Annotated in this window: 27 protein-coding genes and 1 tRNA gene; 15 read left to right on the top strand and 13 right to left on the bottom strand. The window is 72.3% G+C overall.

Going from position 1 to position 24,653, the window contains the following annotated elements:
* The first annotated feature begins 8 nt into the window (after positions 1 to 8).
* From HD594_RS08465 to HD594_RS08475, 3 genes are read left to right on the top strand one after another with little or no spacing between them, the layout of a single operon-like run.
* A complete protein-coding gene (locus tag HD594_RS08465; RefSeq protein WP_184750520.1) occupies positions 9 to 518 on the top strand; it encodes a phosphoribosyltransferase in 510 nt (169 codons plus the stop codon).
* 1 nt (position 519) lies between these two features.
* A complete protein-coding gene (locus HD594_RS08470; protein ID WP_184750521.1) occupies positions 520 to 1,236 on the top strand; it encodes a uracil-DNA glycosylase in 717 nt (238 codons plus the stop codon).
* Positions 1,229 to 1,843, top strand: a complete 615-nt coding sequence (locus HD594_RS08475) for a GNAT family N-acetyltransferase (protein WP_184750522.1) — start codon at positions 1,229 to 1,231, stop codon at positions 1,841 to 1,843. The genes HD594_RS08470 and HD594_RS08475 overlap by 8 nt, the downstream gene beginning before the upstream one ends.
* A gap of 18 nt (positions 1,844 to 1,861) precedes the next feature.
* On the opposite strand, the gene HD594_RS08480 is transcribed toward HD594_RS08475, so the two are convergent.
* From HD594_RS08480 to HD594_RS08505, 6 genes are all read right to left on the bottom strand, one after another.
* On the bottom strand, positions 1,862 to 2,665 hold the full coding sequence (locus tag HD594_RS08480; RefSeq protein ID WP_184750523.1) for an ABC transporter ATP-binding protein: 804 nt from the start codon (positions 2,663 to 2,665) through the stop codon (positions 1,862 to 1,864).
* Positions 2,662 to 3,450 carry an ATP-binding cassette domain-containing protein gene (locus HD594_RS08485; RefSeq protein WP_184750525.1) on the bottom strand — a complete coding sequence of 263 codons (789 nt, stop codon included), beginning with the start codon at positions 3,448 to 3,450 and terminating at the stop codon, positions 2,662 to 2,664. The genes HD594_RS08480 and HD594_RS08485 overlap by 4 nt, the downstream gene beginning before the upstream one ends.
* Positions 3,447 to 4,328 (bottom strand): ABC transporter permease, encoded by an 882-nt coding sequence (locus HD594_RS08490; RefSeq protein ID WP_184750526.1) that lies wholly within the window; start codon positions 4,326 to 4,328, stop codon positions 3,447 to 3,449. Before HD594_RS08490 ends, HD594_RS08485 begins: the two co-directional genes overlap by 4 nt.
* Entirely contained in the window at positions 4,325 to 5,275 is a 951-nt protein-coding gene (locus HD594_RS08495; protein WP_184750528.1) for an ABC transporter permease, read from the bottom strand. The genes HD594_RS08490 and HD594_RS08495 overlap by 4 nt, the downstream gene beginning before the upstream one ends.
* Positions 5,272 to 6,783 (bottom strand): ABC transporter substrate-binding protein, encoded by a 1,512-nt coding sequence (locus tag HD594_RS08500; protein ID WP_184750530.1) that lies wholly within the window; start codon positions 6,781 to 6,783, stop codon positions 5,272 to 5,274. Before HD594_RS08500 ends, HD594_RS08495 begins: the two co-directional genes overlap by 4 nt.
* Positions 6,784 to 6,912: 129 nt before the next feature.
* Positions 6,913 to 7,860, bottom strand: a complete 948-nt coding sequence (locus HD594_RS08505; RefSeq protein ID WP_184752706.1) for an alpha/beta fold hydrolase — start codon at positions 7,858 to 7,860, stop codon at positions 6,913 to 6,915.
* 70 nt (positions 7,861 to 7,930) lie between these two features.
* Here HD594_RS08505 and HD594_RS08510 point away from each other — a divergent pair, with 70 nt between their 5' ends.
* Both HD594_RS08510 and HD594_RS08515 read left to right on the top strand, forming a co-directional pair.
* A complete protein-coding gene (locus tag HD594_RS08510; protein ID WP_184750532.1) occupies positions 7,931 to 8,422 on the top strand; it encodes a carboxymuconolactone decarboxylase family protein in 492 nt (163 codons plus the stop codon).
* Entirely contained in the window at positions 8,422 to 9,138 is a 717-nt protein-coding gene (locus tag HD594_RS08515) for a tyrosine-protein phosphatase (protein WP_184750534.1), read from the top strand. The genes HD594_RS08510 and HD594_RS08515 overlap by 1 nt, the downstream gene beginning before the upstream one ends.
* 7 nt (positions 9,139 to 9,145) lie before the next feature.
* On the opposite strand, the gene HD594_RS08520 is transcribed toward HD594_RS08515, so the two are convergent.
* The 4 genes from HD594_RS08520 to HD594_RS08535 all read right to left on the bottom strand — a co-directional run bounded on the left by HD594_RS08520 (position 9,146) and on the right by HD594_RS08535 (position 13,354).
* A complete protein-coding gene (locus HD594_RS08520; protein WP_184750535.1) occupies positions 9,146 to 9,607 on the bottom strand; it encodes a Fe-S oxidoreductase in 462 nt (153 codons plus the stop codon).
* On the bottom strand, positions 9,604 to 10,425 hold the full coding sequence (locus tag HD594_RS08525; protein WP_184750537.1) for an arginase family protein: 822 nt from the start codon (positions 10,423 to 10,425) through the stop codon (positions 9,604 to 9,606). Before HD594_RS08525 ends, HD594_RS08520 begins: the two co-directional genes overlap by 4 nt.
* 87 nt (positions 10,426 to 10,512) lie before the next feature.
* On the bottom strand, positions 10,513 to 11,247 hold the full coding sequence (locus HD594_RS08530) for a PspA/IM30 family protein (protein ID WP_184750539.1): 735 nt from the start codon (positions 11,245 to 11,247) through the stop codon (positions 10,513 to 10,515).
* Between the two features lie 70 nt (positions 11,248 to 11,317).
* The gene (locus tag HD594_RS08535) at positions 11,318 to 13,354 is read right to left on the bottom strand and encodes a TPM domain-containing protein (RefSeq protein WP_184750540.1); all 2,037 of its coding nucleotides are present in this window, start codon (positions 13,352 to 13,354) and stop codon (positions 11,318 to 11,320) included.
* A gap of 131 nt (positions 13,355 to 13,485) precedes the next feature.
* Here HD594_RS08535 and HD594_RS08540 point away from each other — a divergent pair, with 131 nt between their 5' ends.
* The 4 genes from HD594_RS08540 to HD594_RS08555 all read left to right on the top strand — a co-directional run bounded on the left by HD594_RS08540 (position 13,486) and on the right by HD594_RS08555 (position 16,586).
* On the top strand, positions 13,486 to 14,325 hold the full coding sequence (locus HD594_RS08540) for a DUF3097 domain-containing protein (RefSeq protein WP_184750541.1): 840 nt from the start codon (positions 13,486 to 13,488) through the stop codon (positions 14,323 to 14,325).
* Between the two features lie 281 nt (positions 14,326 to 14,606).
* Complete coding sequence (gene trmB / locus HD594_RS08545; RefSeq protein WP_221446836.1) at positions 14,607 to 15,269, top strand: tRNA (guanosine(46)-N7)-methyltransferase TrmB; 663 nt, start codon at positions 14,607 to 14,609, stop codon at positions 15,267 to 15,269.
* A 23-nt stretch (positions 15,270 to 15,292) separates the two neighbouring features.
* Complete coding sequence (locus HD594_RS08550; RefSeq protein WP_184750545.1) at positions 15,293 to 16,192, top strand: CPBP family intramembrane glutamic endopeptidase; 900 nt, start codon at positions 15,293 to 15,295, stop codon at positions 16,190 to 16,192.
* Between the two features lie 64 nt (positions 16,193 to 16,256).
* Positions 16,257 to 16,586, top strand: coding sequence for a 4a-hydroxytetrahydrobiopterin dehydratase (locus HD594_RS08555; RefSeq protein ID WP_184750547.1), 330 nt, complete (start codon positions 16,257 to 16,259; stop codon positions 16,584 to 16,586).
* A gap of 31 nt (positions 16,587 to 16,617) precedes the next feature.
* Here the strand turns inward: HD594_RS08555 and HD594_RS08560 are convergent, their stop codons facing one another.
* On the bottom strand, positions 16,618 to 17,121 hold the full coding sequence (locus HD594_RS08560) for an FHA domain-containing protein (RefSeq protein WP_184750548.1): 504 nt from the start codon (positions 17,119 to 17,121) through the stop codon (positions 16,618 to 16,620).
* Between the two features lie 118 nt (positions 17,122 to 17,239).
* On the opposite strand from HD594_RS08560, the gene HD594_RS08565 reads away from it, so the two are divergent.
* Complete coding sequence (locus tag HD594_RS08565) at positions 17,240 to 17,791, top strand: dihydrofolate reductase family protein (protein ID WP_184750550.1); 552 nt, start codon at positions 17,240 to 17,242, stop codon at positions 17,789 to 17,791.
* Here the strand turns inward: HD594_RS08565 and HD594_RS08570 are convergent.
* Entirely contained in the window at positions 17,788 to 18,003 is a 216-nt protein-coding gene (locus HD594_RS08570) for a hypothetical protein (protein WP_184750552.1), read from the bottom strand. The two genes, HD594_RS08565 and HD594_RS08570, sit on opposite strands and share 4 nt — an antisense overlap.
* An 87-nt stretch (positions 18,004 to 18,090) precedes the next feature.
* Positions 18,091 to 18,163: transfer RNA gene (locus HD594_RS08575), tRNA-Arg, on the bottom strand.
* A gap of 136 nt (positions 18,164 to 18,299) precedes the next feature.
* Here HD594_RS08575 and HD594_RS08580 point away from each other — a divergent pair.
* The 5 genes from HD594_RS08580 to HD594_RS08600 all read left to right on the top strand — a co-directional run bounded on the left by HD594_RS08580 (position 18,300) and on the right by HD594_RS08600 (position 24,651).
* Positions 18,300 to 19,163: a transglutaminase-like domain-containing protein gene (locus tag HD594_RS08580; RefSeq protein WP_184750554.1), complete on the top strand. Its 864-nt coding sequence runs from the start codon at positions 18,300 to 18,302 to the stop codon at positions 19,161 to 19,163.
* A gap of 44 nt (positions 19,164 to 19,207) precedes the next feature.
* Positions 19,208 to 20,875, top strand: a complete 1,668-nt coding sequence (locus HD594_RS08585; protein WP_184750555.1) for an arginine--tRNA ligase — start codon at positions 19,208 to 19,210, stop codon at positions 20,873 to 20,875.
* Positions 20,876 to 20,878: 3 nt separating this feature from the next.
* Positions 20,879 to 21,751, top strand: coding sequence for an LmeA family phospholipid-binding protein (locus tag HD594_RS08590; RefSeq protein ID WP_184750558.1), 873 nt, complete (start codon positions 20,879 to 20,881; stop codon positions 21,749 to 21,751).
* 165 nt (positions 21,752 to 21,916) lie between these two features.
* Positions 21,917 to 23,335: a diaminopimelate decarboxylase gene (lysA, locus tag HD594_RS08595; RefSeq protein WP_271171268.1), complete on the top strand. Its 1,419-nt coding sequence runs from the start codon at positions 21,917 to 21,919 to the stop codon at positions 23,333 to 23,335.
* Positions 23,332 to 24,651, top strand: a complete 1,320-nt coding sequence (locus HD594_RS08600; RefSeq protein ID WP_184750562.1) for a homoserine dehydrogenase — start codon at positions 23,332 to 23,334, stop codon at positions 24,649 to 24,651. Before lysA ends, HD594_RS08600 begins: the two co-directional genes overlap by 4 nt.
* The last annotated feature ends 2 nt before the right edge of the window (positions 24,652 to 24,653 follow it).

The raw sequence follows: 24,653 nt of genomic DNA on the forward strand, positions 1-24,653 counted from the left end.
AGGCACCGGTGACGGAAGCAGCGGCAGAGCGCGAGACGCTCACGTGGGACGGGTTCGGCGAGGCGTGCCGGTCCATCGCGCGGACGATCGTCGCGGACGGGTTCTCGCCCGAGGTGGTCGTGGCGATCGCGCGCGGCGGGCTGCTGCCGGCGGGCGCCATCGCCTACGGGCTCGGGGCGAAGAACTGCGGCGCCATCAACGTCGAGTTCTACACCGGCATCGGCACGGTGCTGGACGCCCCCGAGGTGCTGCCTCCGGAGCTCGACATGACCTACCTCGACGGCAGGCGCGTGCTGCTGGTCGACGACGTCGCCGACAGCGGGCGCACCCTCGCCCTCGCGGTGACGCTGCTGCGCGACCGCGGCGCGGACGTCCGCTCGGCGACGATCTACACCAAGCCGACGACCATCATCCAGCCCGACTACGCGTTCAAGGACACCGACCTGTGGATCGACTTCCCGTGGTCGTTCCAGGGATCCGTCGTCGAGGAGGACGCCGGTCTCGAACGGAGCGCGTGACGTGGCGATGACGCTGCCCGAGCTCGCCGACGCGGGGCTCCTCGACGCGGGATGGGCCGACGCCCTGACGCCGGTCGCGCCCGACATCGCCGCGCTCGGCGAGCGGCTGCGGGGTGAGAACGCGGCCGGCCGACACTACCTGCCCGCCGGCGATCGCGTGCTGCGCGCGTTCGGACGACCGCTCGACGACGTCAAGGTGCTCATCGTCGGCCAGGACCCCTACCCGACGCCCGGGCATCCCATCGGCCTGTCGTTCGCCGTCGATTCGCACGTGCGCCCGCTGCCGCGCAGCCTCGCCAACATCTACCGCGAGCTCGAGAGCGACCTGGGCATCCCCCCGGCCTCGCACGGCGACCTGTCGGCGTGGAGCGACCAGGGCGTCATGCTGCTGAACCGCGTGCTCACGGTCGCGCCGGGAGCACCCGCGTCGCACCGCGGGTGGGGTTGGGAGAAGGTGACCGAGCACGCGATCCGGTCGCTCGTCGCCCGAGACAAGCCGCTGGTGGCCATCCTGTGGGGGCGGGATGCGGCGAATCTGCGTCCGCTGCTGGGCTCCACGCCGATCATCGAGTCGCCGCATCCGTCGCCGCTGTCCGCGAGCCGCGGCTTCTTCGGGTCGCGCCCGTTCTCGCGCGCCAACGAGCTGCTCGCGCAGCAGGGTGCGGACCCGGTCGACTGGCGCATCCCCGACGTGCAGGGAGGCCCGGCGGATGCTTGAGGAGGAGTACAACAAGGACCGGCGCCGGCTCCCGTGGCACCTGCGCCGGATGCCCGAGCCCGAGCGCCCGTTCTCGTACACGATCCGCCCCGTGGAGGACCGGGATGTGCCCGAGATCCGCGAGATCTACAACTACTACGTCACCAACTCGGTGGTGACCTTCGACGAGAAGAAGTGGACGGTCAAGCAGTGGCGCGACAAGATCGCCCACATCCGCAAGCTCGACCTGCCGTTCCTGGTCGCCGAGTCGCCGTCGGGCCAGGTGCTCGGGTACGCGTACGTGTCACCGTGGTCGGGCAAGGCGAGCTACCGCTACACCGTCGAGAACTCGATCTACCTCGGACACGCGGCGGCAGGAAAGGGCCTCGGCCGCGCCCTCATGGAGGCCCTCATCGCCGCGTGCGAGGAGCAGGGCATCCGCGAGATGGTCGCCGTCATCAGCGACAAGGGCGCCGAGGGCTCGATCGCACTGCACGAGAAGCTCGGATTCACCGAGGTGGGGCGCATGGGACGCGTCGGGTTCAAGTTCGGCCGGTGGCTGGGCACCGTGTACCTGCAGAAGTCGCTCGAGCCGCGCAAGAAGAAGCGGAGCCTGTTCAGCCGCTGACCCCGCCGCGTGTCCGCGCTACCCGGCCGCGCTCGGATCGATCGTCGGGATCGCCGCGAGCAGGCGCCTCGTGTAGGCCACCTGGGGCTGCAGCAGCACCTTCTCGGTCGGTCCCTCCTCGACGATGCGGCCGTCCTTCATGACGATCACGTCGTCGCACAGGCTCTGCACCACGCCGATGTCGTGCGAGACCATGACCAGCGCCATGGCCTCGCGCCGCCGCAGCTCGGCCAGCAGCTCGAGGATCTGCGCGCGGACGCTGACATCCAGCGCCGACAGCGGCTCGTCGCCCACGAGGAGGCGCGGACGGTGGGCGATCGCGCGCGCGATCGCGATCCGCTGGCGCTGCCCGCCGGAGAACTCGTGCGGGAACCGCGACGCCATGTCGGGCTCGAGGCCGACCTCCTCGAGCACCTCGCGCACGCGAGCGCGCCGGTCGTCGTCGATCCCGAGCGCCCACAGCGGTTCGGCGATGATCCGACCGACGCTCATGCGCGGGTCGAGCGAGGAGTACGGGTCCTGGAAGACGATGCCCGTGGAGCGGCGCAGCCAGTGCAGGTCGCGCGCCGAGGCGTTCGCGTCGACCGTGCGCCCGTCGAACTCCACGGTGCCCGACGTGGGGGAGTCCAGCGCCAGCAGCAGCCGCACCAGAGTCGACTTGCCGGAGCCCGACTCGCCGATGATGCCGACCGCGCTGCCGTCTCGCACGTCGATGTCGGCATCGTCGAGGGCCGTGGTGTACGAGGTCCGCTCGAACGGCATCCGCTTCGGCACGGGGAAGCGGCGTGTGAGTCCCCGGCCGCTCAGCAGCACGTCGCTCATTCGGCACCTCCCGGGCGCCACAGCGTGGCGGTGGCGTCGCGCAGCAGTCCCTGCGTGACGGCGGATGCCGGTGCGCTCAGCAGCGTCGACGTGGGCGCCTGCTCGACCACGCGCCCCTTCTCCAGGACGACGCCGTGCGTGGCGATCTGCGAGAGCACCGCGAGATCGTGGGTGATGAACACCAGCCCCATGCCCGAGTCCTGCGCCAGCGACAGCAGGAGCGCGAGGATCTCGGCCTGGATCGTGACGTCGAGGGCCGTCGTGGGCTCGTCGGCGATCAGCAGACGCGGGCGACAGGCCAGCGCCATCGCGACCGCGACGCGCTGCCGCTGCCCACCCGAGAGCTGGTGCGGGTAGCGGTGGACGATGAGCTCGGGGTCGGGCAGGGCCACGCGGCGCGCCTCATCGATCGCGCGGGCGGCCGCATCCGCTCTCGACAGCCCGCGATGGATGCGCAGCGACTCGGAGATCTGCCGGCCCACGGTGCGGATCGGGTTGAGGGCGGTGCGCGGCTCCTGGAACACGATGCCGATCTCGTCGCCGCGCAGGCGCGCGAGCTCGCGGTCGGGCAGCCCGATCAGCTCGCGGTCTTTCCACCGGATCGAGCCGCGCGCCTCGGCGCCGTCGGGCAGCAGCCCGAGGATCGCCAGCGCCGTGAGCGACTTGCCCGAGCCGGATTCGCCGATGAGCCCCACGCGCGCGCCGTCGGGCACCGTGAACGTCACGCCGTCGACGACGCGGCGCCCGCCGATGTCGACGACGAGATCCTCCACGACGAGCGTCATGCCGTCACCTCCGGCACGTGGAGGCGCGCGGCGGGGTCGCGTCGGCTGAGCGTCGGGTCGGTCGCGTCGCGCAGGCCGTCGCCGAGCAGGTTCAGACCCAGCACCGTGACCGTGATCGCCAGGCCCGGCGGCAGCACGGCGAGCGGGTACACCGTCAGATACTGCTGCAGTTGATCCAGCAGCAGACCCCACGACGGCTCGGTCACCGGCGCGCCGAAGCCGAGGTACGACAGCCCGGCCTCGGCGAGCACGGCGATCGCCATGCCCCACGACAGCTGCACGATGAACACCGGTGCCACGTTGGGCAGCAGGTGGTGCCACAGGTTCTGGGACGGCGTGAGTCCCGACGCACGCCCGGCCAGGACGAAGTCGCTGTGCAGCACGCGGCGCAGCTCCGGCCGCGTGACCCGCGCGATGTTGACCCCGAATCCGATCCCCACCGACCAGACGACCACCCACAGCGACCCGCCCCACACCGCCGAGATCATCATCGCGATGATCAGGACGGGGAAGGCGATGAGGACGTCGACGAGCACCGCGACCGACTCGCGGACCCAGCGGGCCGTCAGCGCGCCCAGCGCCGCCAGCGCGATGCCGAGCACCGTCGCGACCGCGCCGGCGCCGACGGCCACGAGCACCGTCGTACGGGCGCCCGTCATGACCAGGCTCAGGATGTCGCGCCCCGAGCCGTCGGTGCCGAGCACGTGCGGCCAGCCGGGCGGCATCCAGCGGTTCGCGATCTCGACCTGCTGCGGATCGAACGGTGTCCACACCAGCGACAGCGCCGCCGTGAGCACGACCGCGACGACCACGACGAGGCCGAAGCGACCCGTCGGCACGTGCCACAGGCGGCGCAGCCACGCGAGCCGGCCGGTCATGACGCCTCCCGCTGGCGGGGGTCGATGACGCGATGGACGAGGTCGACGACGAAGCCGACGATCAGCACGAAGCCGGTGAGCACCAGCAGCTCGCCCTGCACCTTGGGGAGGTCGCGCGCGCCGACGTCGGCGACCAGCATCCGTCCGATGCCGGGCAGGGAGAACAGCTGCTCGATCACGACGGCGCCGACGATGATGCCGGCGACCTGCAGGCCGAGCACCGAGATGACCGACAGGCCGACGTTGGGCAGCCCGTGACGGACGAGCGCGGTGGTGCGGGTCAGTCCTTTGGCCGCGGCGGCGCGGACGTAGTCCTGCCCGATCGCCTGCAGCGTCGCGCTGCGCACGAACCGCATGAGCATCGCGCCCTCGACGACGCCGATCGTCAGCGCCGGCAGCACGAGCGCCCGCAGCGCCGCAGCCGGATCATTCCACCCGGCGCGGGGGAACCCCTGCGCCGGGAGCCATCCCAGCCACACCGCGAACACGACGACGAGCATCATGCCCGCCCACACCACGGGCACCGCCGCGAGGGTCTGGGCCGACACGCTCAGCGCCGTGCCGCCGGCACGTCCGCGCCGGAGCGCCGAGATCACGCCCAGGGGAACGCTCAGCGTGATCGCGATCGCGAGCGACATCAGCCCCAGCGGGATCGTGACCTCGGCCTTCTGCGCGATCTCGGCCGCCACGCTCGACCCCGTCAGCAGGCTCGTGCCGAGGTCGCCGCGCAGCACGCCCCCGATCCACTCGAGGTACTGGACCGGCAGCGAGCGGTTCAGCCCCATGCTCTCGCGGATCGCGGCGATCTGCTCCGGCGAGCTGTTGACGCCGCCGATCAGCAGCGCGACATCCCCGGGGAGGACCCGCAGGGTCAGGAAGATCAGCGCGCTGGCGACGAAGAGACCCAGCAGCAGCAGGGTCAGCCGTGTCAGCGCGTACCGGATCACCCGTCGCTCTTGGTCAGCTCGGCCAGGTTCAGCCGCTCGTTGACGTTGACCGACGGCATGCCCGCGACGTTCGTGCCCACCGCGAGGACGGATGCGCCGTTGTACAGCCAGTCCGCGGCGGCGTCCTCCGACACGATGCGCGCCGCGCGCTCCAGGAGCGTCGCCGCCTGGCTCTCGCTGGTGCTCGCGACCGCCTGCGCGTACAGATCCTGGACCTCGGCGCTGTCGTACGTGAAGTAGTAGTCGGGGTTCGCCCAGTTCTCGAAGTCGCGCGCCTCGGTGTGCAGCACGAAGCTCAGGTCGTAGTCCTGGTTGACGTAGACGTCGTTGAGCCACGTCGAGAAGTCCACCGACTCGACGGTCAGGGTGATGCCGACCTCGTTGAGGTCGGACACGAGGATCTGCGGAATCGTGGTCGAGTAGAAGCTCGGGATCGTCAGCGTCAGCTCGAGGTCCTCGGCGCCCGCCTCGGCGAGCAGCGTCCGCGCGGTGTCGGGGTCGTACGGCGCGACGTCCGCCAGGTCCTCGTAGCCCGGGTCGAGCGACGGGATCGGGCCGTACAGCGTCTGGCCGGACGCGAGCGCGTCGACGAACGCCTGGTGGTCGATGGACTGCCGGATCGCCTGGCGGACGCGCTGGTCGGCGAGCGGGCTGCCCTCGGACTGGTTGAACGCGAGCACCCCCTTGTCGGTGGACTCGCCGAGCACGAGCGCGTAGTCGCCGGTGGCCTCGATCTGGTCCTTGAGGTTCGCGTCGAACCCGGTCAGCACGTCGACCTCGCCCGCGAGCGCGGCGTTGAGGGCCGCCTGGTTGTCGGGGATGTAGTCGAAGACGACCTCCGCGACCCCCGCGGAGTCGCCCCAGTACTCCTCGTTGCGGACGAACGTGATGCTGTCGCCCTGGCGCCAGCTGTCGAGGATGAACGGACCGGTCCCGTTCTCCGCGGTGTTGTAGTCGACCTTGTCGCCCTTCTTCAGGATGATCCCCGCGCGACCGGTGAGGTTCCACAGCAGCGTCGAGTCGGGAGCGCTCAGGGTGAGGGTGATCGTCTGGCCGTCGGCCTCGACGGACTCGACGTTCGCCAGGCGTGCCGAATCGCTCCAGTCGTCGCTCTCCTGGCGTGTCTCGAGCGACCACACCACGTCGGCGGGCGTCAGCTCGGACCCGTCGTGGAAGGTGACCCCTTCGCGGAGGGTGAACGTGTAGGTCAGTCCGTCGGCGGAGACCGAGAAGTCGCTCGCGAGAGCGGGCACGATCTCCTGCTCGGGGGTGCGCGAGACCAGGCCCTGGTAGATGTTGTCGACGAGGATCTGGTCGAGTGCCGCACCGGCCGTCTTGCGGATGTCGAGGTTGCCGGGCTCGAGCACGAGCCGGATCGCCACCGACGCGTCGGGGTCGGGCGTTCCGGTGGCGGTGGGAGCGGGGGCGCTCTCGCCCGAGCAGGCGGTGAGCGCGAGCGCGGTCGCGGCGACCAGAGCGGTCGCGGCGAGGGCTGTGCGGCGGAGCATGGACGTCCTTTCGGGGCCTCCGCGCCCAGTGCGCGGAGTGCCGGCTCGCGGGGGGAGCGGCGTGGCCGGTGCGCAGACCACTCTAGAGACCCGCGGGCCCTGGTGCCGAACCCGCGCCGATCCTGCGCGTCAGTCCGCCCGTGCGCGCGTGCGGACGAGGTCGCCGAGGGCGGTCGGCTGCTCCTCCTGCACGTTGTGCCCGCTCGCCATGACCACGACGGATGCCGCGGGCACGCGCCGCGCGAATTCGGCAGCGTCGGCCTCGGTGACGTAGCCCCGGTCGCCCCGCACCAGTGTGATCGGCGAGCGCACGCCGGCGAGATCCTGCCAGCCCGACTCTCCCAGCACGCTCGCGAGGGCGTCCTGACGGCCGGCGAGACGCGCGGACGACTCGGGATCGGCGGCGGCCGCGGCCGCGAGATGGGCGAAGTGGTGCTTCCACTCCACGCGTCCGTCCGCCCGCACGCGCGAGTTCAGGTAGACGCCGCGCTCGGCCGCCCGCCGCGATCCGCCGAGGCCGAAGGAGAGTGCCCGCTCGACGAGTTCGTCGCGCGTGGCCCAGTCGGTGGGCCCCGCGAAGAAGTCGCGCAGCTGGCTCGGGCCCGCGCTCTGATCGATGCCGGGCGTGATGTCGACCACCACGACATCGCGCACGAGATCCGGGTGCGATGCCGCCACCGCTGCCGCCGTCAGTCCGCCGAGCGACTGGCCGACGAGCACCTGGGGTGACGTGGTCCAGGCGTCCATCCCCGCGGCGACGTCCGGTGCGAGCACCCGTGCGACGTACGCGGCGTCGTCCCGCCACGACGAATCGCCATGGCCGGGGAGGTCGATCGCGAGCGCGGGCAGGCCCAGCGCGAGGATCGTGGTGTCCCACGTGTGGGCGTTCAGGCCCGCGCCGTGGAGGAACGTCACGATCGGCGCCTCGTCGCCGTAGCGCAGCCCGCTGAGCGTGCGGCCGTCGGCCAGCGCCAGCGAGACGCGCTCGCCGCGGGGCGCGGGGCCCGCGATGCCGGCGTCGGCGGCCTGGGCGGGAAGGAAGGAGAACTCGTCGAAGTGCTCGCTCACGCGCACCATTCTCACGCATGCCCGTCGCGGCGCGGCCCTGGCAGGGCCGCGCGTGCCGCGCAGTCGGTACGCTGACGTCATGAGCGAGCAGCCGCGTGTGCACCTGTCGCGGTCGGCGCGCCCGGCCTACCAGGCCCTGTCGGAGTTCTCCCGCACCGTCGGGCGCATCGCGGCCGAGTCCGGCGTCGACGACCGCCTGAAAGAGCTGGTGCAGATCCACGCGTCGCAGCTGAACGGATGCTCGTACTGCGTGCGGCAGCACGTGACGCGGGCGGTCGCCCTCGGGGTCGACGCCGACACGATCGCGCAGATCGCCGCGTGGCGCGACTCCGGTGTGTTCAGCGAGCGCGAGCGCGCGGGCCTGGAGCTCGCCGAGGCGTACACCTTCATCCACGTCGAGGGCATCCCCGACGGCGTGTACGACCGCGTCGGCGCCGTGCTCACCGAGGCCGAGTACGTGGCGCTGAGCTGGATCATCGTCTCGATCAACGCGTTCAACCGCCTGGCGATCGCCGGTCGCTACCTCGTGCCGCCGCAGACGCCGCAGGCATCCGAGACACCGGAGGAGTGATGACGCCGGCGATCCTCGTCCCGGGCGCGGTCAACTTCCGCGACGTGGGCGGGCTCCCCGCCGAGGGCGGGGCCACCCGCGAAGGCGTGCTGTTCCGGTCGGGCAACCTCGCCCGGCTCGAAGACGCCGGCGTCGTCGCGCTCGGCGAGCTCGGCATCCGGCGCATCATCGACCTGCGCGCCGACGACGAGGTGCGCCATGCGCCCAGCCGCGTGGCGGGGCTGTCGCTCGTGACGCAGCGCGTGCCGCTGTTCCTCGGCTCCGTGGCGTCGTTCTTCTCCGGCGACGTGAGCCTCGACGACATGTACCGCCAGCTGATCACCGATTCGGCGGCCGGCGTGGTCGACGTCGTGCGCGGCGTCATCGCCGACCAGCCCGTGCTCGTGCACTGCACGGTCGGCAAGGACCGCACCGGGGTGACGGTCGCGGTGGCGCTGGCCGCGGCCGGCGTCGAAGCCGAAGCGGTCGTCGCCGATTACGCGCGCACCGAGGCGCTGCTGCCGGCGCGGCGCAACCGTCGCGTGGTCGAGCTGCTGCGCGCGCAGCATCCGGGCGCGCGCAACCTCGAAGACCTCGCGACGCGCTCGCCGGCCCCCGTCATGCGCGACCTGCTCGAGACCGTCGCCGCCGACTACGGCTCGGCGGCGGAGTACCTGCAGGCCCACGGCATGAGCGGCGACGAGGTCGCGGAGCTGCGGCGCGTCCTGATCGCGTGACGGCGCGTCAGGAGGAGCGCGTGCGTCGCCGCGGCACGTAGTTGCCGTCCTCGAGACCGGCCTCGATCTCGAAGCGGTTGCGCAGCGCATCGCGGCCCGCCGCGAGGTACAGCAGCGGCATGAGCAGACCGTAGCGGCGCCACTGGCGCTCGTGGACCGCCTCGTGCCGCAGCAGGCGCTCGTCGATCGTGCCGTCGCCGGTGAGGAAGCATCCGCCCACGCACACGCCGCCGCGCGGGTACGCCCACGACGGCAGTCCGCGGAAGACCCACAGGGTCCCCCTCCGCTCGATCCGGCCGGTGCTCCACAGGGTTCCCCAGATCCATCCGACGGTGCACCCGTACAGGTACCCGACGAAGCTGATCGGGGAGTCCAGCAGCACGCGGGGGATGAGGCGGTCGATGCGCCGCCCGCGCTCGACGGCTCGCTCGGCCGCGGCCTGCCATCCCGCCGGCGGGCGGGCGATCACGCCAGAGCCCCGACGACCCTCAGGATCGTGCCCATGTCCTCGACGGCCGCGGCGGGGGAGGACGGGGCGAACCCGGCGATGCTGGACCCTGCCACCGGCGTCGCCTGCCGCACCGCGGCGATCGCCGCGACCAGCTGGGTGACCGGCACGCCGAACGGCTCGGCCGAGGTGACTCCCGTCATGTCGGCGGGGTCGAGCACGTCGAGGGCGACGTGGATGTGGACGGAGGACGCGCCCGTGGCCGCGACCGCCTGAGCGAGACGCTCCGGATCGGCGAGATCCGCCGCGGCGAGGGTCGTGATGCCGAGGGAGCGCACCGCCTCGTCCTCGGCGGGGTCGAAGCTGCGAGCCCCGGCGATGATCACGCGGTCGGGGCGCACGGTCCCGGGTGCGAGGGCGAGCCCGTCGGCGCCCTCGCCGAGCACCGCGCGCAGCGCCATGCCCGAGAAGGCGCCGGACTCGCTGGTCTCGGGCGTGTGGAGGTCGGGGTGGGCGTCCAGCCACACCAGCGCGAGGTCGGGGTCGGCGGCCGCGGAGCGGGCGACGGCCGCAACGGCGACGCCGCAGTCGCCGCCGACGATCATCGCCGGCTCGTCGCCGGCGCCCGCCGTGGCCGACACGAGGTCGCGGATGCGGCGCAGCGAGCTGTAGCGGTGCACGCCGGTGTCGATCTCTTCGCCGGCCTCGAGCGGGACGTCGACGCGCGTGCACGCCGAGCGCGGCAGGTCGCCGGCGATCGCCTCCGCTCCGTCGATGAGCTGCATCGCGCGTGACGACGGCGAGCCCTGCCATTGGGGGACGACGATGAACCGGGTCATTCCTTCATCTTCCACCCTTCGAACGCGTGCGGCCCGCAGCGCCGGGCCGTCCCGGGGCGCTGCGGGCCGCGAATCCGCGCGTGCGCGTCAGGAGCCGAGGGCTCCGGCGCTGCCACCGGCCTTGAGCGCGGCCAGCCGTGCCTCGACCTCGGTGAGCTCGCCCATGTCCTCGAGCTGGTTGAACTGCTGGTCCAGCGACGAGGCGGCCAGCTCCTGCTTGCCCTGGGCGAGCGCTTCCTGGCGCCGCACCTTGTCCTCGAAGCGGCCGAGTTCGCTCGTGGGGTCGAGCACGTCGATCGACTTGACGGCGTCGGCGACCTTGTTCTGGGCCTCCGCGGTCTTCGAGCGCGCCAGCAGCTCGGCCCGCTTGGACTTGAGCTGGTCGAGCTTGACCTTCATGCCGTTGAGGCCGTCCTTGAGCTTGTCGACGACCTCGTTCTGCTGGGCGATCGTCGGCGCGATCGCCTTCGCCTCGTTCTCCTCGCTGATCTGGCGCTGGAGCGCGATCTTCGCGAGGCTGTCGAACTTGTCGGCGTCGGCGGTGTTGCCGGCGCCGCGCAGCTCGTCGGCCTTGCGGCTGGCCGCGAGCGCCTTGTTGCCCCACTCGGCCGCCGCCTGGACGTCCTCCTGGTGGTCGCGCTCGAGCAGACGCAGGTTGCCGATCGTCTCGGCGATCGCCGCCTCGGCGTCGGCGATGGAGTTGGTGTAATCGCGGACCAGCTGGTCCAGCATCTTCTGCGGGTCCTCCGCCGAGTCGATCAGGGCATTCACGTTCGCCTTGATCAGGGTGGAGATGCGGCCGAAGATGGACTGCTTCGCCATCGGTTTTCCTTTCCTTGAAGAGCGGTCTTTCACGAGTCGAGCACGAGAAGCGGGAGCGGTGCGCCGCGGATCAGAAGCGTCCTCCGCCGCGGCGGGCACGGGTGCCGCCCCCGCCGAACGAGCCGGGGCTCACGCGCGAGCGACTGCGCCCGCCGCCCATGGCGGCGCCGGAGAATCCGCCGAAGCCGCCGCCGCGGCTCGAGGAGGAACGCCCGCCGCCGCTGAGCACCGAGTTGATGACGATGCCGCCGAGGACAGCGCCGAGCATGCCGCCGCCGCCTCCGCCGGGTCGCGCGCCGGGCACGGCGCCCATCCCCGCGCCGCCGAAGCCCGAGACGTCGGTCTGGGCGGACTGGATGGCCTGTGCGGCGAGCTGGTCGGCGCGCTGGGCCTGGGCGAGGGCCTGCTGCGGGTCGGTGGCCTGCAGCTGCTGGGCGCGCACGAGGCACGCGCCGGCCTCCGCGAGGCGCGTGCGGGCCTGGGCGCCGACCGCACCTCGGCGGGCGGTGATGTAGTCCTCGGCCGACGACACGCGCGCCTGCGCCTGGGTCATCACCTGGGTGAGCATCTGCTGGGCGCGCTGCGCCTGCGCCTGTGCGTCGCGCGCGCGGGCGATGACGGCGTCGATCTGGTCGTTCGCCGACTCCAGGCCTTCGAGCGCTGCGAGCGGATCCTTGGCGCCGGTCAGCCGCGTGCGGGCACCGTCGACCTGCTGGCGGGCGGCGGTGACGGCTGCGGCCACCCGCCCGTCGGCGTCGGGGAGCGCCCCGGCCGCGGCGATGTCCTGCTCGATGTCGGCGACGAGGGCTGCGGCGTTCTTCTCCTCGGCGCCGAGATCGGAGCCGAGCTTGCCGATCGCCGACGCCAGGAGGGCGGCCTGCCCGAGGGCCTCTTCGGCGGCGCGGATGCTGATCGCCGCTTCACCGCCGTCGCCGCTCGCGATCGCCTGCTGCGCCTCGGCGAGCTGCTCGTCGGCGAACTCGAGCCGCGCGTCGGCCTGCGCCGGATTGTCGGCCACCGTCGCGAGCGCCGCGGGTGCGTACGCGGACTGGAGGGTCGCGAGCTCGGCGGCCGCGGGCGGGAGTGCGGCCGCCGTCTTCTCCCGCTCTGCCTGCAGGCGGGCGAGCGCCTCGGGCGCGTCCTGCTCGAGCTTGCGCAGCTGGTCGAACTCGGCGGCGCGCTCGTCGAGGCGGTCGTTCGCCTGGCCGCACAGTTCGATGATGCGCGCGTTCCACGCGCGGATCTGCTCTTCGGTGTCGGGCACCGAGTCGTCGAGCTTCTGCTGAAGCGCGAAGGCCTCGTTCAGTTCGCCGCGGGCGGCGGACAGAGCCTCGACGAAGCTCCCGGTCGCGGTGTCCCCGAACTGGGCGCGCGCGAATCCGAGCTCCTGCTCGCTGGTCTTGATCGCGTCGTCGGTCTCGATGAGGGCGGATGCCGCCTGCCGTCGGAGATCGTCGGTGCTGAGCTGGGCGAGCGGGGTCGTGCCGCCGGCGGCGACCACCTGGCGCTTCCTGCGCCGCGAGCGGATGACGAGCCACACGATGACCGCGATGGCGCCCGCGACGATGACGATGAGCAGGACGGTGCCGAAGCCGAACCCGCCGCCGCCCGTTCCGTCGCTGCCCGCCGTGCCGACGAGCTCGCTCTGCATCGTGTCGGCGGCCGTGATCACGGCGCCGGCGTAGTCGCCGTCGCGCAGCTGCGGCACGATGTCCGCCTCGATCTGCGCGATCTGGTCCTGCGTGAGAGGACCCGCGCTGTCGGCCGACAGGTAGTACTGGCGGGACTCCGTGGCGATCGCCAGCAGATACTGCGAGGGCCCGAGGCCGTTCTGGTCCGCGACGGCGTTGGCCCACGACTCGCTGTCGTCGGGGTTGGTGAAGGCGTCGACGAAGGCGACGTACAGGTCCGCGCCGGTGTCGGTGTACAGCTCCTCGAGACGGGACTGCACGCTCGCGGCGTCGCCCGACGAGAGCGCGCCGACGTCGTCGATCACGTAACCCGCACCGAGCTGCACCGGGTCGGTCGCGACCGCCGTCCCCGTTCCCGCGAACGCGAGCGCCGCGATCACCGCCGACGTGAGGGCCGCCGCCCAGCGCCTTCGCATCGAGTCCCCCTTCTCGGAGCGCACCGCCCCTCCGCGAGTCTATTCAGGCCCGGCCGCGACGCGGTAGGTGCGGCGGGTCTTCGTCGTGCCCGCCGGCCGGCGGGGTACTCTTTCGCACCCGGAGGAACCACATGGACGATCGCTACGGCACCGACGTGCTCTCGAGCGGCTGGCGCGACCGCATGGCCAAGGAGGTGCCGCGCGTGCCGGCATCTGACGATCTCGTCGTCGAGGTGGCCGACGACGGCTACTGCGGCGCCGTGGTCGGCGTCGCCTCGGGCCTGGTCGAACTCGAGGACCGCACGGGGCGGCGAAGGCTGTTCCCCCTCGGCCCCGGCTTCCTCGTCGACGGCCGCGATGTCGTCCTGACGCCCCCGGAGAAGCGGCTCGCACAGGCAGGGCCGGCGCGGACGGCATCCGGATCCTTCGCCGCCCCGGATGGGCGGGCGCGCGTGGCGCGCGCGAGCCGCATCTTCGTCGAGGGGCGCCACGACGCCGAACTCGTCGAGAAGGTGTGGGGCGACGACCTGCGCGCCGAAGGCGTCGTCGTCGAGTACCTGCAGGGCATCGACCTGCTGGAGGCCGCGCTGAACGACGAGCCGCCGTCGGCGCAGCGCCGCTACGGCGTGCTCGTGGACCATCTCGTGCCGGGATCGAAGGAGTCGCGCGTCGCGGCCGGCATCGAGCGGGGCCCGCACGGCGCCCACGTGCGGATCGTGGGGCACCCGTGGGTGGACGTATGGCAGTGCGTCACGCCGCGGGCGATGGGCATCGCCCGCTGGCCCGAGATCCCGCGGGGCATCGAGTACAAGGTCGGCGTGTGCCGCGCGCTCGGCTGGCCCGCGCGCGACCAGGCCGACATCGCGCGGGCGTGGCAGCGGATCCTCGGGCGCGTGTCGAGCTACCGCGACCTCGAGCCGGCGTTCCTCGGCCGTGTCGAGGAGCTCATCGACTTCGTCACCGTCGACTGACCCCCGCGGCGCGGCCCGCTGGCCCGTCGCTCGTCGCGACTCGGGTTTCTCAGCGAGACCCGGATTCCTCAGCGAGACCGGTCATCGGAGACGCGGGTCTCGGCAGGCATCCCGGGTCTCGGCAGGAAGCGCGGGTCTCGGCAGGAAGCCCGGGTCTCGGCAGCCACGGGCGCGCCGGGGCCGAGCCGGGCGCTGGGTACCCTGGAGCGGTGACCGACGCCCCCGAGACGCCCCGCCGCTTCCGCGATCGACCGGTGTCGTTCGTCCGCCGCAGCGGGCGGATGTCCGAGGCGCAGGAGCGCGCGTGGAGCGAGCTGTCGCCGCGCTTCGTGATCGAGGTGCAGCGCGACGCCGCTTCGACCAGCATCCTGCCGGGCACGCAGATCGACCCCGCGGCCGTGTGGGGGCGCGAGGCGCCGCTCGTCGTCGAGATCGGCTCGGGCCAGGGGCACGCGATCGTGCACGCCGCCACGACGACCCCCGACACCGACTTCCTCGCGATCGAGGTGTTCCGCGCGGGGCTGGCGCGCACGATGCTGGATGCCGACAAGGCGGGCGCGACCAACCTGCGGCTCGTCGAGGCCAACGCCCCCGAGGTGCTGCAGCATCTGCTGCCGCCGGCATCCGCGGATGAGGTGTGGGTGTTCTTCCCGGACCCGTGGCACAAGAAGAAGCACACCAAGCGGCGACTCGTCGCCCCCGAGTTCCCGCCCATCGCGGCGGCGGCGCTCAAGCCCGGCGGGCTGCTGCGGCTCGCCACCGACTGGGAGGACTACGCGCTCCAGATGCGCGAGGTCATGGACGCGGCGGATGCCTTCGAGCGCGCGTTCGAGGGGGAGTGGGCGCCGCGCTTCGACGGGCGCGTGCTCACCGCGTTCGAGCGCAAGGGCCAGCGCGTCGGCCGCGACATCCGTGATCTCACGTACCGGCGCGTCGGCGCATGACCGACACCCTCTGACGGACTGACATGCCCTCGACCGCACCCGCCACGGCCCTGACGACCTGGTCGGCCGGCCTCGTTCCGGCGCTCCTGGCGTGCGCCGCGGCCCCGGCGTTCTTCGTCGTCCGGATCCCCTGGCTGGGGTGGCTCCTGCTGGCGCTCGGGCTCGCGCTCGCGTGGCTGCTGCGCCCTCGGCTGCGCGCCGAGCGCGCAGTGACGGCGGCGGCCCTCGCCGACGAGGCGCCCGAGGCGGCGCCTGCCCGCACGCCCGATCTCGTGCGCGACCTCTCGCTCATCGCCGCCGGTCTCCTCGTCGTGAGCGCCATCCCGCTGAAGGCGGAACTCGACAACCTCGCGATCCTGCGGTTCGCCCTGGCACTCGGGGGAGCGGTGGTGGTGCCGTACGTCATGTCGCGCTGGCTGTACCGCGACCGCGCGATCCGGTTCCCGTGGCGCGGGGGCGGGTCCTGGACGGCGTTCCAGTGGACGTGGCTGGCGACCGTGCTGCTGCTGGGGTGGCTGATCCTGCCGTTCTACTTCATCACGTCGGGCGTGTATCAGAACTGGCCGGTCGTGGACACACCGGACCTCATCGCGCGACTGTTCGTGGGCGTCGGCGCGGTCGGCATCTGGGATGAGCTGTTCTTCATCTGCACCGTCTTCGCGCTGCTGCTGCGGCACTTCCCGATGTGGCAGGCGAACATCCTGCAGACGATCGTGTTCGTGTCGTTCCTGTGGGAGCTCGGCTATCAGGCGTGGGGACCGGTGCTGACGATCCCGTTCGCGCTGCTGCAGGGCTACATCTTCGGCCGCACCCGGTCGCTGGCGTACGTCGTCACGGTGCACCTGCTCTTCGACGCGGTGGTGTTCCTGGTGCTGGTCCACGCGCACAACCCGGGCGCGCTCGACGGACTCTTCCTGGTCTGAGCGGTCGGGCCCTGGTGACGCGCTCGCGGGCGTCCTACAGTGGCGACGGAGCGAGGGGGACCGCATGGATCTCATCAGCGAGGCCGACTTCACCGCCGTGCCCGGCACCGACGGGTGGCACGTGCTGGACGCCATGGCCGCCGCGTACTTCGACTCGCGCGACTTCGCGTCGGGGGCGGCCCTCGTCGCGCGGATCGCAGAACTCGCGGATGCCGCCGACCACCACCCCGACGTCGACCTGCGCTACCGCGGCGTGACGGTGCGGACCGTCACGCACTCCGCCGGCGGGCTCACGCGCAAGGACGCCGAACTCGCCGCGGCGATCTCGCGGGCCGCGGGGGAGCTGGGCATCGTCGCGGACACCGAGCGGCTGCGACCGCGCGGCTCCGTCTAGGGCCGGCGCCGCCGGGACTCCGCAGCGGACCTCAGCCCGTGGCCCCCGGCGAAGAACGACGATCGCCGTCTGCGACGTAGTCGGGTCGCTCGGGCTGCGGGCGCTGATGCTCGCCTTCGCCGCCCTGGCGTCCGCCGTACGGTCTGCCGTGGTCGGCGAACTCGTCGCGCATGTACACGATCGTCCACGGGCCGGCCGTGAACCGGGCTCCGGTGCGCAGGGTCGCGGAGCGATCGCCCTCGTGCGTCGCCGCGGCGCGCGGGTTCGCGCTCAGCTCGCCTTCGCCGTGGAGCGTCAGCACGAACTCATCGCGCTCGTCGTGCTCGATGGTCGCGTGCAGGGGGTCGGCGCCGTCGAGCACCACCTCGTTTCCCGCGGCGGAGCCGAGTCTGGTGGCGTCGACCGTGAGGTCGTGGACGAATCGCTCCGTCTCGCTCGTGATGCGCAGTCGCGGGCTCCCGGCGCCCCATGCGGCGTGCGTCGTGGTCGGCTCGTACGGTCCGGGGTCGGTCTGTTCGGTCGACTTCTCATCCATGTCGGCACGGTAGGCACATCGGCGCGAATGGACCAGGGGGTTGACATCCGCGCGCCGCGGCTCCGCCCAGGCAGGGGACCGCCTGTTGCGTCTGCGCCGCCTGAGGCACGATGGATCCATGGGCCACGTGCGGTACGGCATGCTCCAATCGCTCGACGGCTACGTCGCGAGTGAGGAGGGCGAGCTGGTGCTCCCGCCGCCCGGACCGGCACTGCATCAGCACTTCAACGACGAGCTCCGCAGCACGTCGCTGCTGGTCTACGGCCGGCGAATGTGGGAGATCATGCGGTACTGGGCGGGTGGCGACCCAGACCGCGACGAGGTGGCGGCGGAGTTCGCCGACCTGTGGCAGCGGACGCCCAAGGTGGTGGTCTCGAGGACGGTGACGGATGCCGGTCCCGGCGTCACCGTCGTGCGGGAGGATGTCGTCGCGACGATCGGGACGATGGTCGACAAGATCGCGGGCGACATCGAAGTCGCCGGTCCCGATCTGGCCGCGACGCTCGGACGGGCGGGGCTCATCGACGAGTACCGCCTGTACGTCCAGCCGGTCGTGCTCGGCGGCGGCATGCCGATGTTCGCCGAAGGGTTCCGCCCCCACGTGCGCTTCGCGGGCGCCGAGTCGCTGCCCGGTGACGTCGTGTTGCTGCGCTACAGCCGGGGGATCTAGCCGGGAGCCGACTCGTCGTCGTCGCCGGCGGGTTCGGGGAGTGCCACGGGGATCGCGATGGACTCGACGGCTCCGCTCGCGTCCGGCATCAGCCCGAGGTCGACGGGCGCGGCGTCATCGAGCCGCTCGGCGGCACTCGCCGGTCGCAGCGGCTCGCCCGGCAGCCCGGCCCACTCGGTCGGCTCTTCGGGGCGCTGCGTGAACAATCCCATGCAGCCATTCTCCCCCGGGACCGAGGCACACGCCGGGACTCACCGCAGAAACACAAAGAATCCCAGGCGAACCTGGGATTCTCTCAGTGCCCCCGACAGGAATCGAACCTGCGGCCTTTGGTACCGGAAACCAACGCTCTATCCCCTGAGCTACGGAGGCGCACCGATCGAGGTTACCACCCCGTGGCCGCTCCTCAGCGCCGACCGGCAGGCATCCGCCGGCCCCGGAGGACGCGTTCCGCGGGGATCTCCACAGACCGCGCTCCGGGGTCCGCGGTGCGTGCGAGGATGGCTCGGTGCAACGTGTCGTGACCGCCGAACTCGACCTCCAGGTCGCGGCCCCCGTCGATCTCATCTGCCAGGTCGCGGCCGCCCAGCAGGTACCCGTCCTCGATGAGCAGTTCACGTTCACGCAGGGCGATCGCGTGTACACGCCGACCGAGATCATCGACCAGTCCGGCAGCCGCCTGCACCGCCTGCAGGCCGAGACCGGCCGCCTCGAGATCCGCTACGAGGCGACGGTCGACGGCCGCACGCCGCACCCCCGCACGAGCGACCTCGAGGCGATCTCGTACCTGCGTCCGAGCCGCTACTGCCAGTCGGACGAGGTCTTCCAGCAGGCGCGACGCCAGTTCAAGGGGCTGGAGGGCCATGAGCTGATCGGCGCCGTGTCGGACTTCGTCGCCACGAGCACGACCTACACGCCCGGCCTCAGCCACGGCACCGACAGCGCCGTGACGACCCTCATGACCGGTCAGGGCGTCTGCCGCGACTACGCGCACGTCGTCATCGCGCTGCTGCGCGCGATGGACATGCCCGCGCGCTACGCCGCCTGCTACGCACCGGGCCTGGAGCCGATGGACTTCCACGCCGTCGCCGAGGCCTACCACGACGGCGCCTGGTACGTCATCGATGCGACGCGTTTGTCCAACCGCCACTCGCTCGTGCGGATCGCGACGGGGCGCGACGCCGCCGACTGCGCGTTCCTCAGCTACCACGGCGGCGCCGTCAGTCTGCAGCGGATGCTGGTGGACGCGTGGGTCATGCCCGAGGCCGAGGACGTCGACGGGTCGGATGCCGATCCGCTCGCCGCGATCGAGCGCGACGCGGCCTCCGACCCGGCCGGCGACGACTACACGGAGCTGGTCCAGATCGCCTGACGGGAGGCGGAATCCCGGCGGGCGCCAACTAGAATCGACGGGTTATGAATCCTGATGCCCTCTCCGCCGCTCTGCTCGACGTCATCGCCCCGCTCGCCGAGGCGCGACGCCCCGGCGCGGCCGAGGGCCTGACGGCCGCCGACCTGCCGCTCGAGCGCCCGAAGAACCGCGACCACGGCGACTGGGCGTCCAACGCCGCGCTGAAGCTCGCGAAGAAGGTCGGCGCGAACCCGCGCGAGTTCGCCGCCGACATCGCGGCCGGTCTCACCGCCGTCGAGGGCATCGCGAGCGTCGAGGTCGCCGGCCCCGGCTTCATCAACATCCGGCTCGACGCCGCCGCGGCCGGCGCCCTCGCGAAGACGATCGTCGACGCCGGCGCCGCGTTCGGCACGAACGACTCGCAGCGCGGCAACACGATCAACCTCGAGTTCGTCAGCGCCAACCCCACGGGGCCGATGCACATCGGCCACACGCGCTGGGCGGCGCTCGGCGACTCGCTGGCCCGCCTGTTGCTGGCCAGCGGCGCGACCCTCGTGCGCGAGTTCTACGTCAACGACGCCGGCGCCCAGATGGACCGGTTCGGCCGCTCGGTGCTCGCGCGCGCCCAGGGCGAGCCGATCCCCGAGGACGGCTACCCGGGCTCCTACATCGACGTCCTCGCGCAGCGGGTCCTCGGGGCCGTTCCCGACCTGCTGTCGCTGCCCGAGGACGAGCAGCTCGTCGTCGCGCGGGACCGCGCGTACGAATTCCAGCTGGGCGACCTGCAGGTGTCCCTGGAGAAGTTCAACGTGCATTTCGACGTGTTCTTCAGCGAGCGGGTCCTGCACGCGAAGGGCTCGAAGGGCGAGCCCAGCCTCGTCGACGAGGCCGTGGACCGCCTGCGCGAGCAGGGGCACGTGTTCGACGAGGATGACGCCGTGTGGGTGCGCACCACCGACTTCGGCGACGACAAGGACCGCGTCATCCGCCGCTCGAACGGCGAGTACACCTACTTCGCCGCGGATGCCGCCTACTACCTGAACAAGGGCGACCGCGGCTTCGCGCACAAGATCTACCTCCTCGGCGCCGACCACCACGGCTACGTCCACCGCCTCAAGGCGCTCGCCGGCGCCGCAGGCGACGACCCCGACAAGGACATCGAGGTGCTCATCGGCCAGCTCGTGTCGGTCAACGGCGCGCGGCTGTCCAAGCGCGCGGGCAACATCATCGAGCTCGACGACCTGCGTGACTGGCTCGGCACCGACCCGCTGCGCTACTCACTCGCGCGGTACCCCGCGGACTCGCCGCTGACCCTCGACCCCGAGATCCTGCAGCGTCGCACCAACGACAACCCCGTCTTCTACGTGCAGTACGCGCACGCCCGCACCCACAACGTCGGCCGCAACGCCGCCGAGTCCGGCGTCGACCGCTCGGAGTTCGCCCCCGAGCTGCTCGACCACGAGACCGAGTCGGCCCTGCTGGGCGCGCTCCAGGAGTTCCCGCGCACGGTCGCGTTCGCCGCCGAGGTGCGCGAGCCCCACCGCGTCGCTCGCTACCTCGAAGAGCTCGCGGGGCTGTACCACAAGTGGTACGACAACTGCCGGGTGATCCCGCTGGGCGATGCCCCCGTCGAAGCCGTGCACCGCACGCGCCTGTGGCTCAACGACGCCACGGGTCAGGTGCTGCGCAACGGACTGGACCTACTCGGCGTCAGCGCTCCGGAGCGGATGTAGCCGGTGGCGGGCGAGGACGACAATCCCACGGTTCCGCTCGGCGAGCGCGGCGTCCATCGCACCGCACCGCTGCCGGATCCCTCGGCGCAGTGGGTGCTCGCGACCCCGACGCCTCCGAAGCCCCAGAAGCGCCGGCGGATCTGGCCGTGGCTGGTGCTGGGCGGCGCTGCGCTGATCATCGTCGTCGCGGCGTTCATCGCCGAGCCGATCGCCCGGAGCATCGTGCAGGGCGGCATCCGCGACCGGGTCGTCACCGAGCTCGGCCTTCCCTCGGATCAGCCGGTCGACGTCGAGATCGCCGGGCCGGTCCTGCCCCAGCTGATCCTCGGCACCCTCGGCGAGGTGTCCATCTCGTCCGAGGACGTCACCTTCGACGCCTTCACGGGAGACGTGTCGGTGCTCGCCTACGGCGTGAGCGTCCGCGGCGGAGACATGGCCGGCGGCGGCGCCGAGATCCGCATGGACGAGCAGCAGCTGCGCGCTCTGCTGTCGACCGTCGACGGCTTCCCCGCCGACAGCCTCGCCCTCGACGCCCCCGACGTGACGATGTCGACCGAGCTCGATGTCTTCGGCCTGACGACGCTGCCGCTCGGCGTGGCGCTGACCCCGTCCGCGGCCGACGGCGACCTCGTGCTGACGCCGACGGCGCTCGAGGTCGGCGGCATCGCCGTGTCGGCCGATCAGCTGCGCGACCAGTTCGGCGGCGTCGTGGACACGATCGCTCGCGACTGGCCCGTGTGCGTCGCGCAGTACATGCCGGCGGGCGTGACGCTGGTCGCCGCGGCGGTCGAGGGCGAGGACTTCGTCGCGGCCTTCGAGCTCGACGGTCGCATCGCGTCGGATCCGGCTCTGCTCGAGAACGGGACGTGCGGCTGAGCCTCTGACCGGGTGCGGCGACACCGCGTGACACACAGCACGGGCACCCCCCTCGCGGTGACATAGACTTCAACCACTGCCCGGCGCGTGAGTCACCCGGCCGCGGCAAGAGCCGTCCGGCGCCGTCCCGATGGCGACACCAACCCTCACCGATTGGCTTCACCCGTGTCCGCCGCCCCGCAGCACCCCACCCCGGCCCCGGCGTGGCTGAGTGAGCCCGACGACGCCAACGCGCTCGCCGACGGTGTGTGGCCGGCCGATGCCGCCCGCGACGGCGACGGGGCGCTCGTCCTCGGCGGCGTGACCGCGACCGAGCTGCGCGAGCGCTACGGCACGCCGCTGTACGTCCTCGACGAGGCCGAGGTCCGCGCCCGCGCGCGCCGCACCCTCGACGCGTTCCGCGCGGCGGCCGCCCTGCACGGCGTGCAGGCGCGCGTGTACTACGCGGGCAAGGCGTTCCTGAGCACCGAGGTCGTCCGCTGGGTCACCGAAGAGGGGCTCGCGGTCGATGTCGCCAGCGGCGGCGAGATGGCCGTCGCCCTCGCCGCGGGCGCCGATCCCTCGCGCCTGGGCTTCCACGGCAACAACAAGAGCGTCGCCGAGCTCGAGCGCGCGGTCGCGGCGGGTGTGGGCTCGATCGTGATCGACTCCCTCGTCGAGCTCGAGCGGCTGGCGGCCATCGTCGCCCGCACCGGGGCGACCCAGCCGGTGCTGCTGCGGGTCAACAGCGGCGTGCACGCCGAGACCCACGACTTCCTCGCAACGGCCCACGAGGACCAGAAGTTCGGCTTCTCCCTCGAGGACGCGCCGGCCGCCGTGGCGCGCATCCGCGAGCTGCCCGGTCTGTCCTTCGTCGGGCTGCACTGCCACATCGGGTCGCAGATCTTCGGCACCGCGGGCTTCCGCGAGTCCGCGGCGCGCGTGGTCGAGCTGCATGCCCAGCTCCTCGCCGGCGGCGAGATCCCGGTCCTGAACCTCGGCGGCGGCTTCGGCATCGCCTACACCTCGGCCGACGACCCCACCCCGATCGAGGAGCTCGCCGTGGGCATCGCCGGCGCGGTCGCGCAGGAGTGCGAGGCGCGCGGCATCCGGATGCCGAACCTCGCGTTCGAGCCGGGACGCACCATCGTCGGGCCCGCGGGCGTGACCCTGTACGAGGTCGGGACCACCAAGCCGGTGCGCCTGGACGGCGACGCGACGCGGCTGTACGTGAGCGTCGACGGCGGCATGAGCGACAACGCCCGACCGGCGCTGTACGGCGCGGACTACTCCGCGCGCATCGCCTCGCGGCGCAGCGACGCCGCCGCCGCGCTCGTGCGCGTCGTGGGCAAGCACTGCGAGTCCGGCGACATCGTCGTCGACGCCGAGTACCTGCCCGGCGATGTGGCGCCCGGCGACCTGCTCGCGGTGCCGGCGACCGGCGCGTACTGCTTCTCGCTGGCGAACAACTACAACTTCCTCCCGCGCCCCGCCGTCGTCGCCGTGCGCGCGGGGGCGAGCCGCGTCATCGTGCGCGGCGAGACCATCGACGATCTGCTCGCGCGCGACGCGGGCGTCACCGCCCCGACGGAAGGGAACGCATGACCGACTACCGCCGCCTGAGGGTCGCCCTGCTGGGCGCCGGGGCCGTCGGCTCGCAGGTCGCCTCGCTCCTGCGCCAGCACGCCGACGAGCTCGCCGACCGCGCCGGCGCGACGCTGGAGCTCGTGGGGATCGCGGTGCGCGACCTCGATGCGAAGCGCGACGTGGAGCTGCCGCACGAGCTGTTCACGACGGATGCCGAGACGCTCATCGTCAGCGCCGACATCGTCATCGAGCTGATGGGCGGCATCGAGCCGGCGCGCACGTACCTGCTGCAGGCGATCAACTCCGGCGCCGACGTCGTCACCGCCAACAAGGCGCTGCTGGCCACCCACGGCCCCGAGATCTTCGAGGCGGCCGACCAGGTCGGTGCACAGGTCTACTACGAGGCCGCCGCCGCCGGCGCCATCCCGATCATCCGCCCGCTGCGCGATTCGCTCGCCGGCGACCGCGTGCAGCGCATCATGGGCATCGTCAACGGCACGACGAACTACATCCTCGACCGCATGGACAAAGAGGGGGCCGAGTTCGCCGAGGTCCTCGCCGACGCGCAGGCGCTCGGCTACGCCGAGGCCGACCCGACGGCAGACGTCGAGGGCTACGACGCGGCGCAGAAGGCCGCGATCCTCGCGAGCCTGGCCTTCCACACCTCGGTGCCGCTGGATGCCGTGCACCGCGAGGGCATCACCGCCATCGACAAGGGCATGATGGACGCGGCGCGCAATGCCGGCTACGTCATCAAGCTCCTTGCGGTGTGCGAGCGCCTGGCGACGACGGATGCCGAGGGCACCCCGGCCGAGTCGATCTCGGTGCGCGTGTACCCGGCGCTGGTCGATCGCGAGCATCCGCTGGCGAGCGTGCACGGCGCGAACAACGCCGTGTTCGTGCAGGCCGAGGCCGCGGGCAACCTCATGTTCTACGGCGCCGGCGCCGGGGGAGTGCAGACCGCATCCGCCGTGCTCGGCGATGTCGTCTCGGCCGCCCGCCGTCACATCGCCGGCGGCGTCGGCGTCGGCGAGTCGACGCGCGCGAACCTGCCGGTGGTCGAGATCGGCCAGGTCACCACGCGCTACCAGATCACCCTCGAGGTCGACGACGAGCCGGGCGTGCTGGCCACCGTCGCCGGCATCCTCAGCGACGGACGCGTCTCGATCGCGACCGTCGAGCAGACCGTCGTCGGGGAGGACGCCGAGACCGCTCGCGTCGTCATCGGCACCCACAAGGCCCAGGAGCAGGACCTCAGCGACACCGTCGACAAGCTCGCGGCGAGCGGCGTCGTCGATCGCGTCGTGTCGGTCCTGCGCGTGGAAGGAGACTGAGA

It is taken from the genome of Microbacterium thalassium, assembly GCF_014208045.1.
Taxonomy (GTDB): domain Bacteria; phylum Actinomycetota; class Actinomycetes; order Actinomycetales; family Microbacteriaceae; genus Microbacterium; species Microbacterium thalassium.

What these genes read in the sequence shown, in the direction of transcription:
- HD594_RS08490 (WP_184750526.1), bottom strand. Translation starts at nt 4,328, where the DNA reads ATGACCGGCCGGCTCGCGTGGCTGCGCCGCCTGTGGCACGTGCCGACG.
- HD594_RS08530 (WP_184750539.1), bottom strand. Translation starts at nt 11,247, where the DNA reads ATGGCGAAGCAGTCCATCTTCGGCCGCATCTCCACCCTGATCAAGGCG.
- HD594_RS08480 (WP_184750523.1), bottom strand. Translation starts at nt 2,665, where the DNA reads ATGAGCGACGTGCTGCTGAGCGGCCGGGGACTCACACGCCGCTTCCCC.
- HD594_RS08505 (WP_184752706.1), bottom strand. Translation starts at nt 7,860, where the DNA reads ATGGTGCGCGTGAGCGAGCACTTCGACGAGTTCTCCTTCCTTCCCGCC.
- HD594_RS08585 (WP_184750555.1), top strand. Translation starts at nt 19,208, where the DNA reads ATGAATCCTGATGCCCTCTCCGCCGCTCTGCTCGACGTCATCGCCCCG.
- HD594_RS08535 (WP_184750540.1), bottom strand. Translation starts at nt 13,354, where the DNA reads ATGCGAAGGCGCTGGGCGGCGGCCCTCACGTCGGCGGTGATCGCGGCG.
- HD594_RS08525 (WP_184750537.1), bottom strand. Translation starts at nt 10,425, where the DNA reads ATGACCCGGTTCATCGTCGTCCCCCAATGGCAGGGCTCGCCGTCGTCA.
- HD594_RS08500 (WP_184750530.1), bottom strand. Translation starts at nt 6,783, where the DNA reads ATGCTCCGCCGCACAGCCCTCGCCGCGACCGCTCTGGTCGCCGCGACC.
- HD594_RS08475 (WP_184750522.1), top strand. Translation starts at nt 1,229, where the DNA reads ATGCTTGAGGAGGAGTACAACAAGGACCGGCGCCGGCTCCCGTGGCAC.
- HD594_RS08555 (WP_184750547.1), top strand. Translation starts at nt 16,257, where the DNA reads ATGGATCTCATCAGCGAGGCCGACTTCACCGCCGTGCCCGGCACCGAC.
- HD594_RS08485 (WP_184750525.1), bottom strand. Translation starts at nt 3,450, where the DNA reads ATGACGCTCGTCGTGGAGGATCTCGTCGTCGACATCGGCGGGCGCCGC.
- trmB (WP_221446836.1), top strand. Translation starts at nt 14,607, where the DNA reads ATGTCCGAGGCGCAGGAGCGCGCGTGGAGCGAGCTGTCGCCGCGCTTC.
- HD594_RS08560 (WP_184750548.1), bottom strand. Translation starts at nt 17,121, where the DNA reads ATGGATGAGAAGTCGACCGAACAGACCGACCCCGGACCGTACGAGCCG.
- HD594_RS08510 (WP_184750532.1), top strand. Translation starts at nt 7,931, where the DNA reads ATGAGCGAGCAGCCGCGTGTGCACCTGTCGCGGTCGGCGCGCCCGGCC.
- HD594_RS08600 (WP_184750562.1), top strand. Translation starts at nt 23,332, where the DNA reads ATGACCGACTACCGCCGCCTGAGGGTCGCCCTGCTGGGCGCCGGGGCC.
- HD594_RS08570 (WP_184750552.1), bottom strand. Translation starts at nt 18,003, where the DNA reads ATGGGATTGTTCACGCAGCGCCCCGAAGAGCCGACCGAGTGGGCCGGG.
- HD594_RS08550 (WP_184750545.1), top strand. Translation starts at nt 15,293, where the DNA reads ATGCCCTCGACCGCACCCGCCACGGCCCTGACGACCTGGTCGGCCGGC.
- HD594_RS08540 (WP_184750541.1), top strand. Translation starts at nt 13,486, where the DNA reads ATGGACGATCGCTACGGCACCGACGTGCTCTCGAGCGGCTGGCGCGAC.
- HD594_RS08565 (WP_184750550.1), top strand. Translation starts at nt 17,240, where the DNA reads ATGGGCCACGTGCGGTACGGCATGCTCCAATCGCTCGACGGCTACGTC.
- HD594_RS08515 (WP_184750534.1), top strand. Translation starts at nt 8,422, where the DNA reads ATGACGCCGGCGATCCTCGTCCCGGGCGCGGTCAACTTCCGCGACGTG.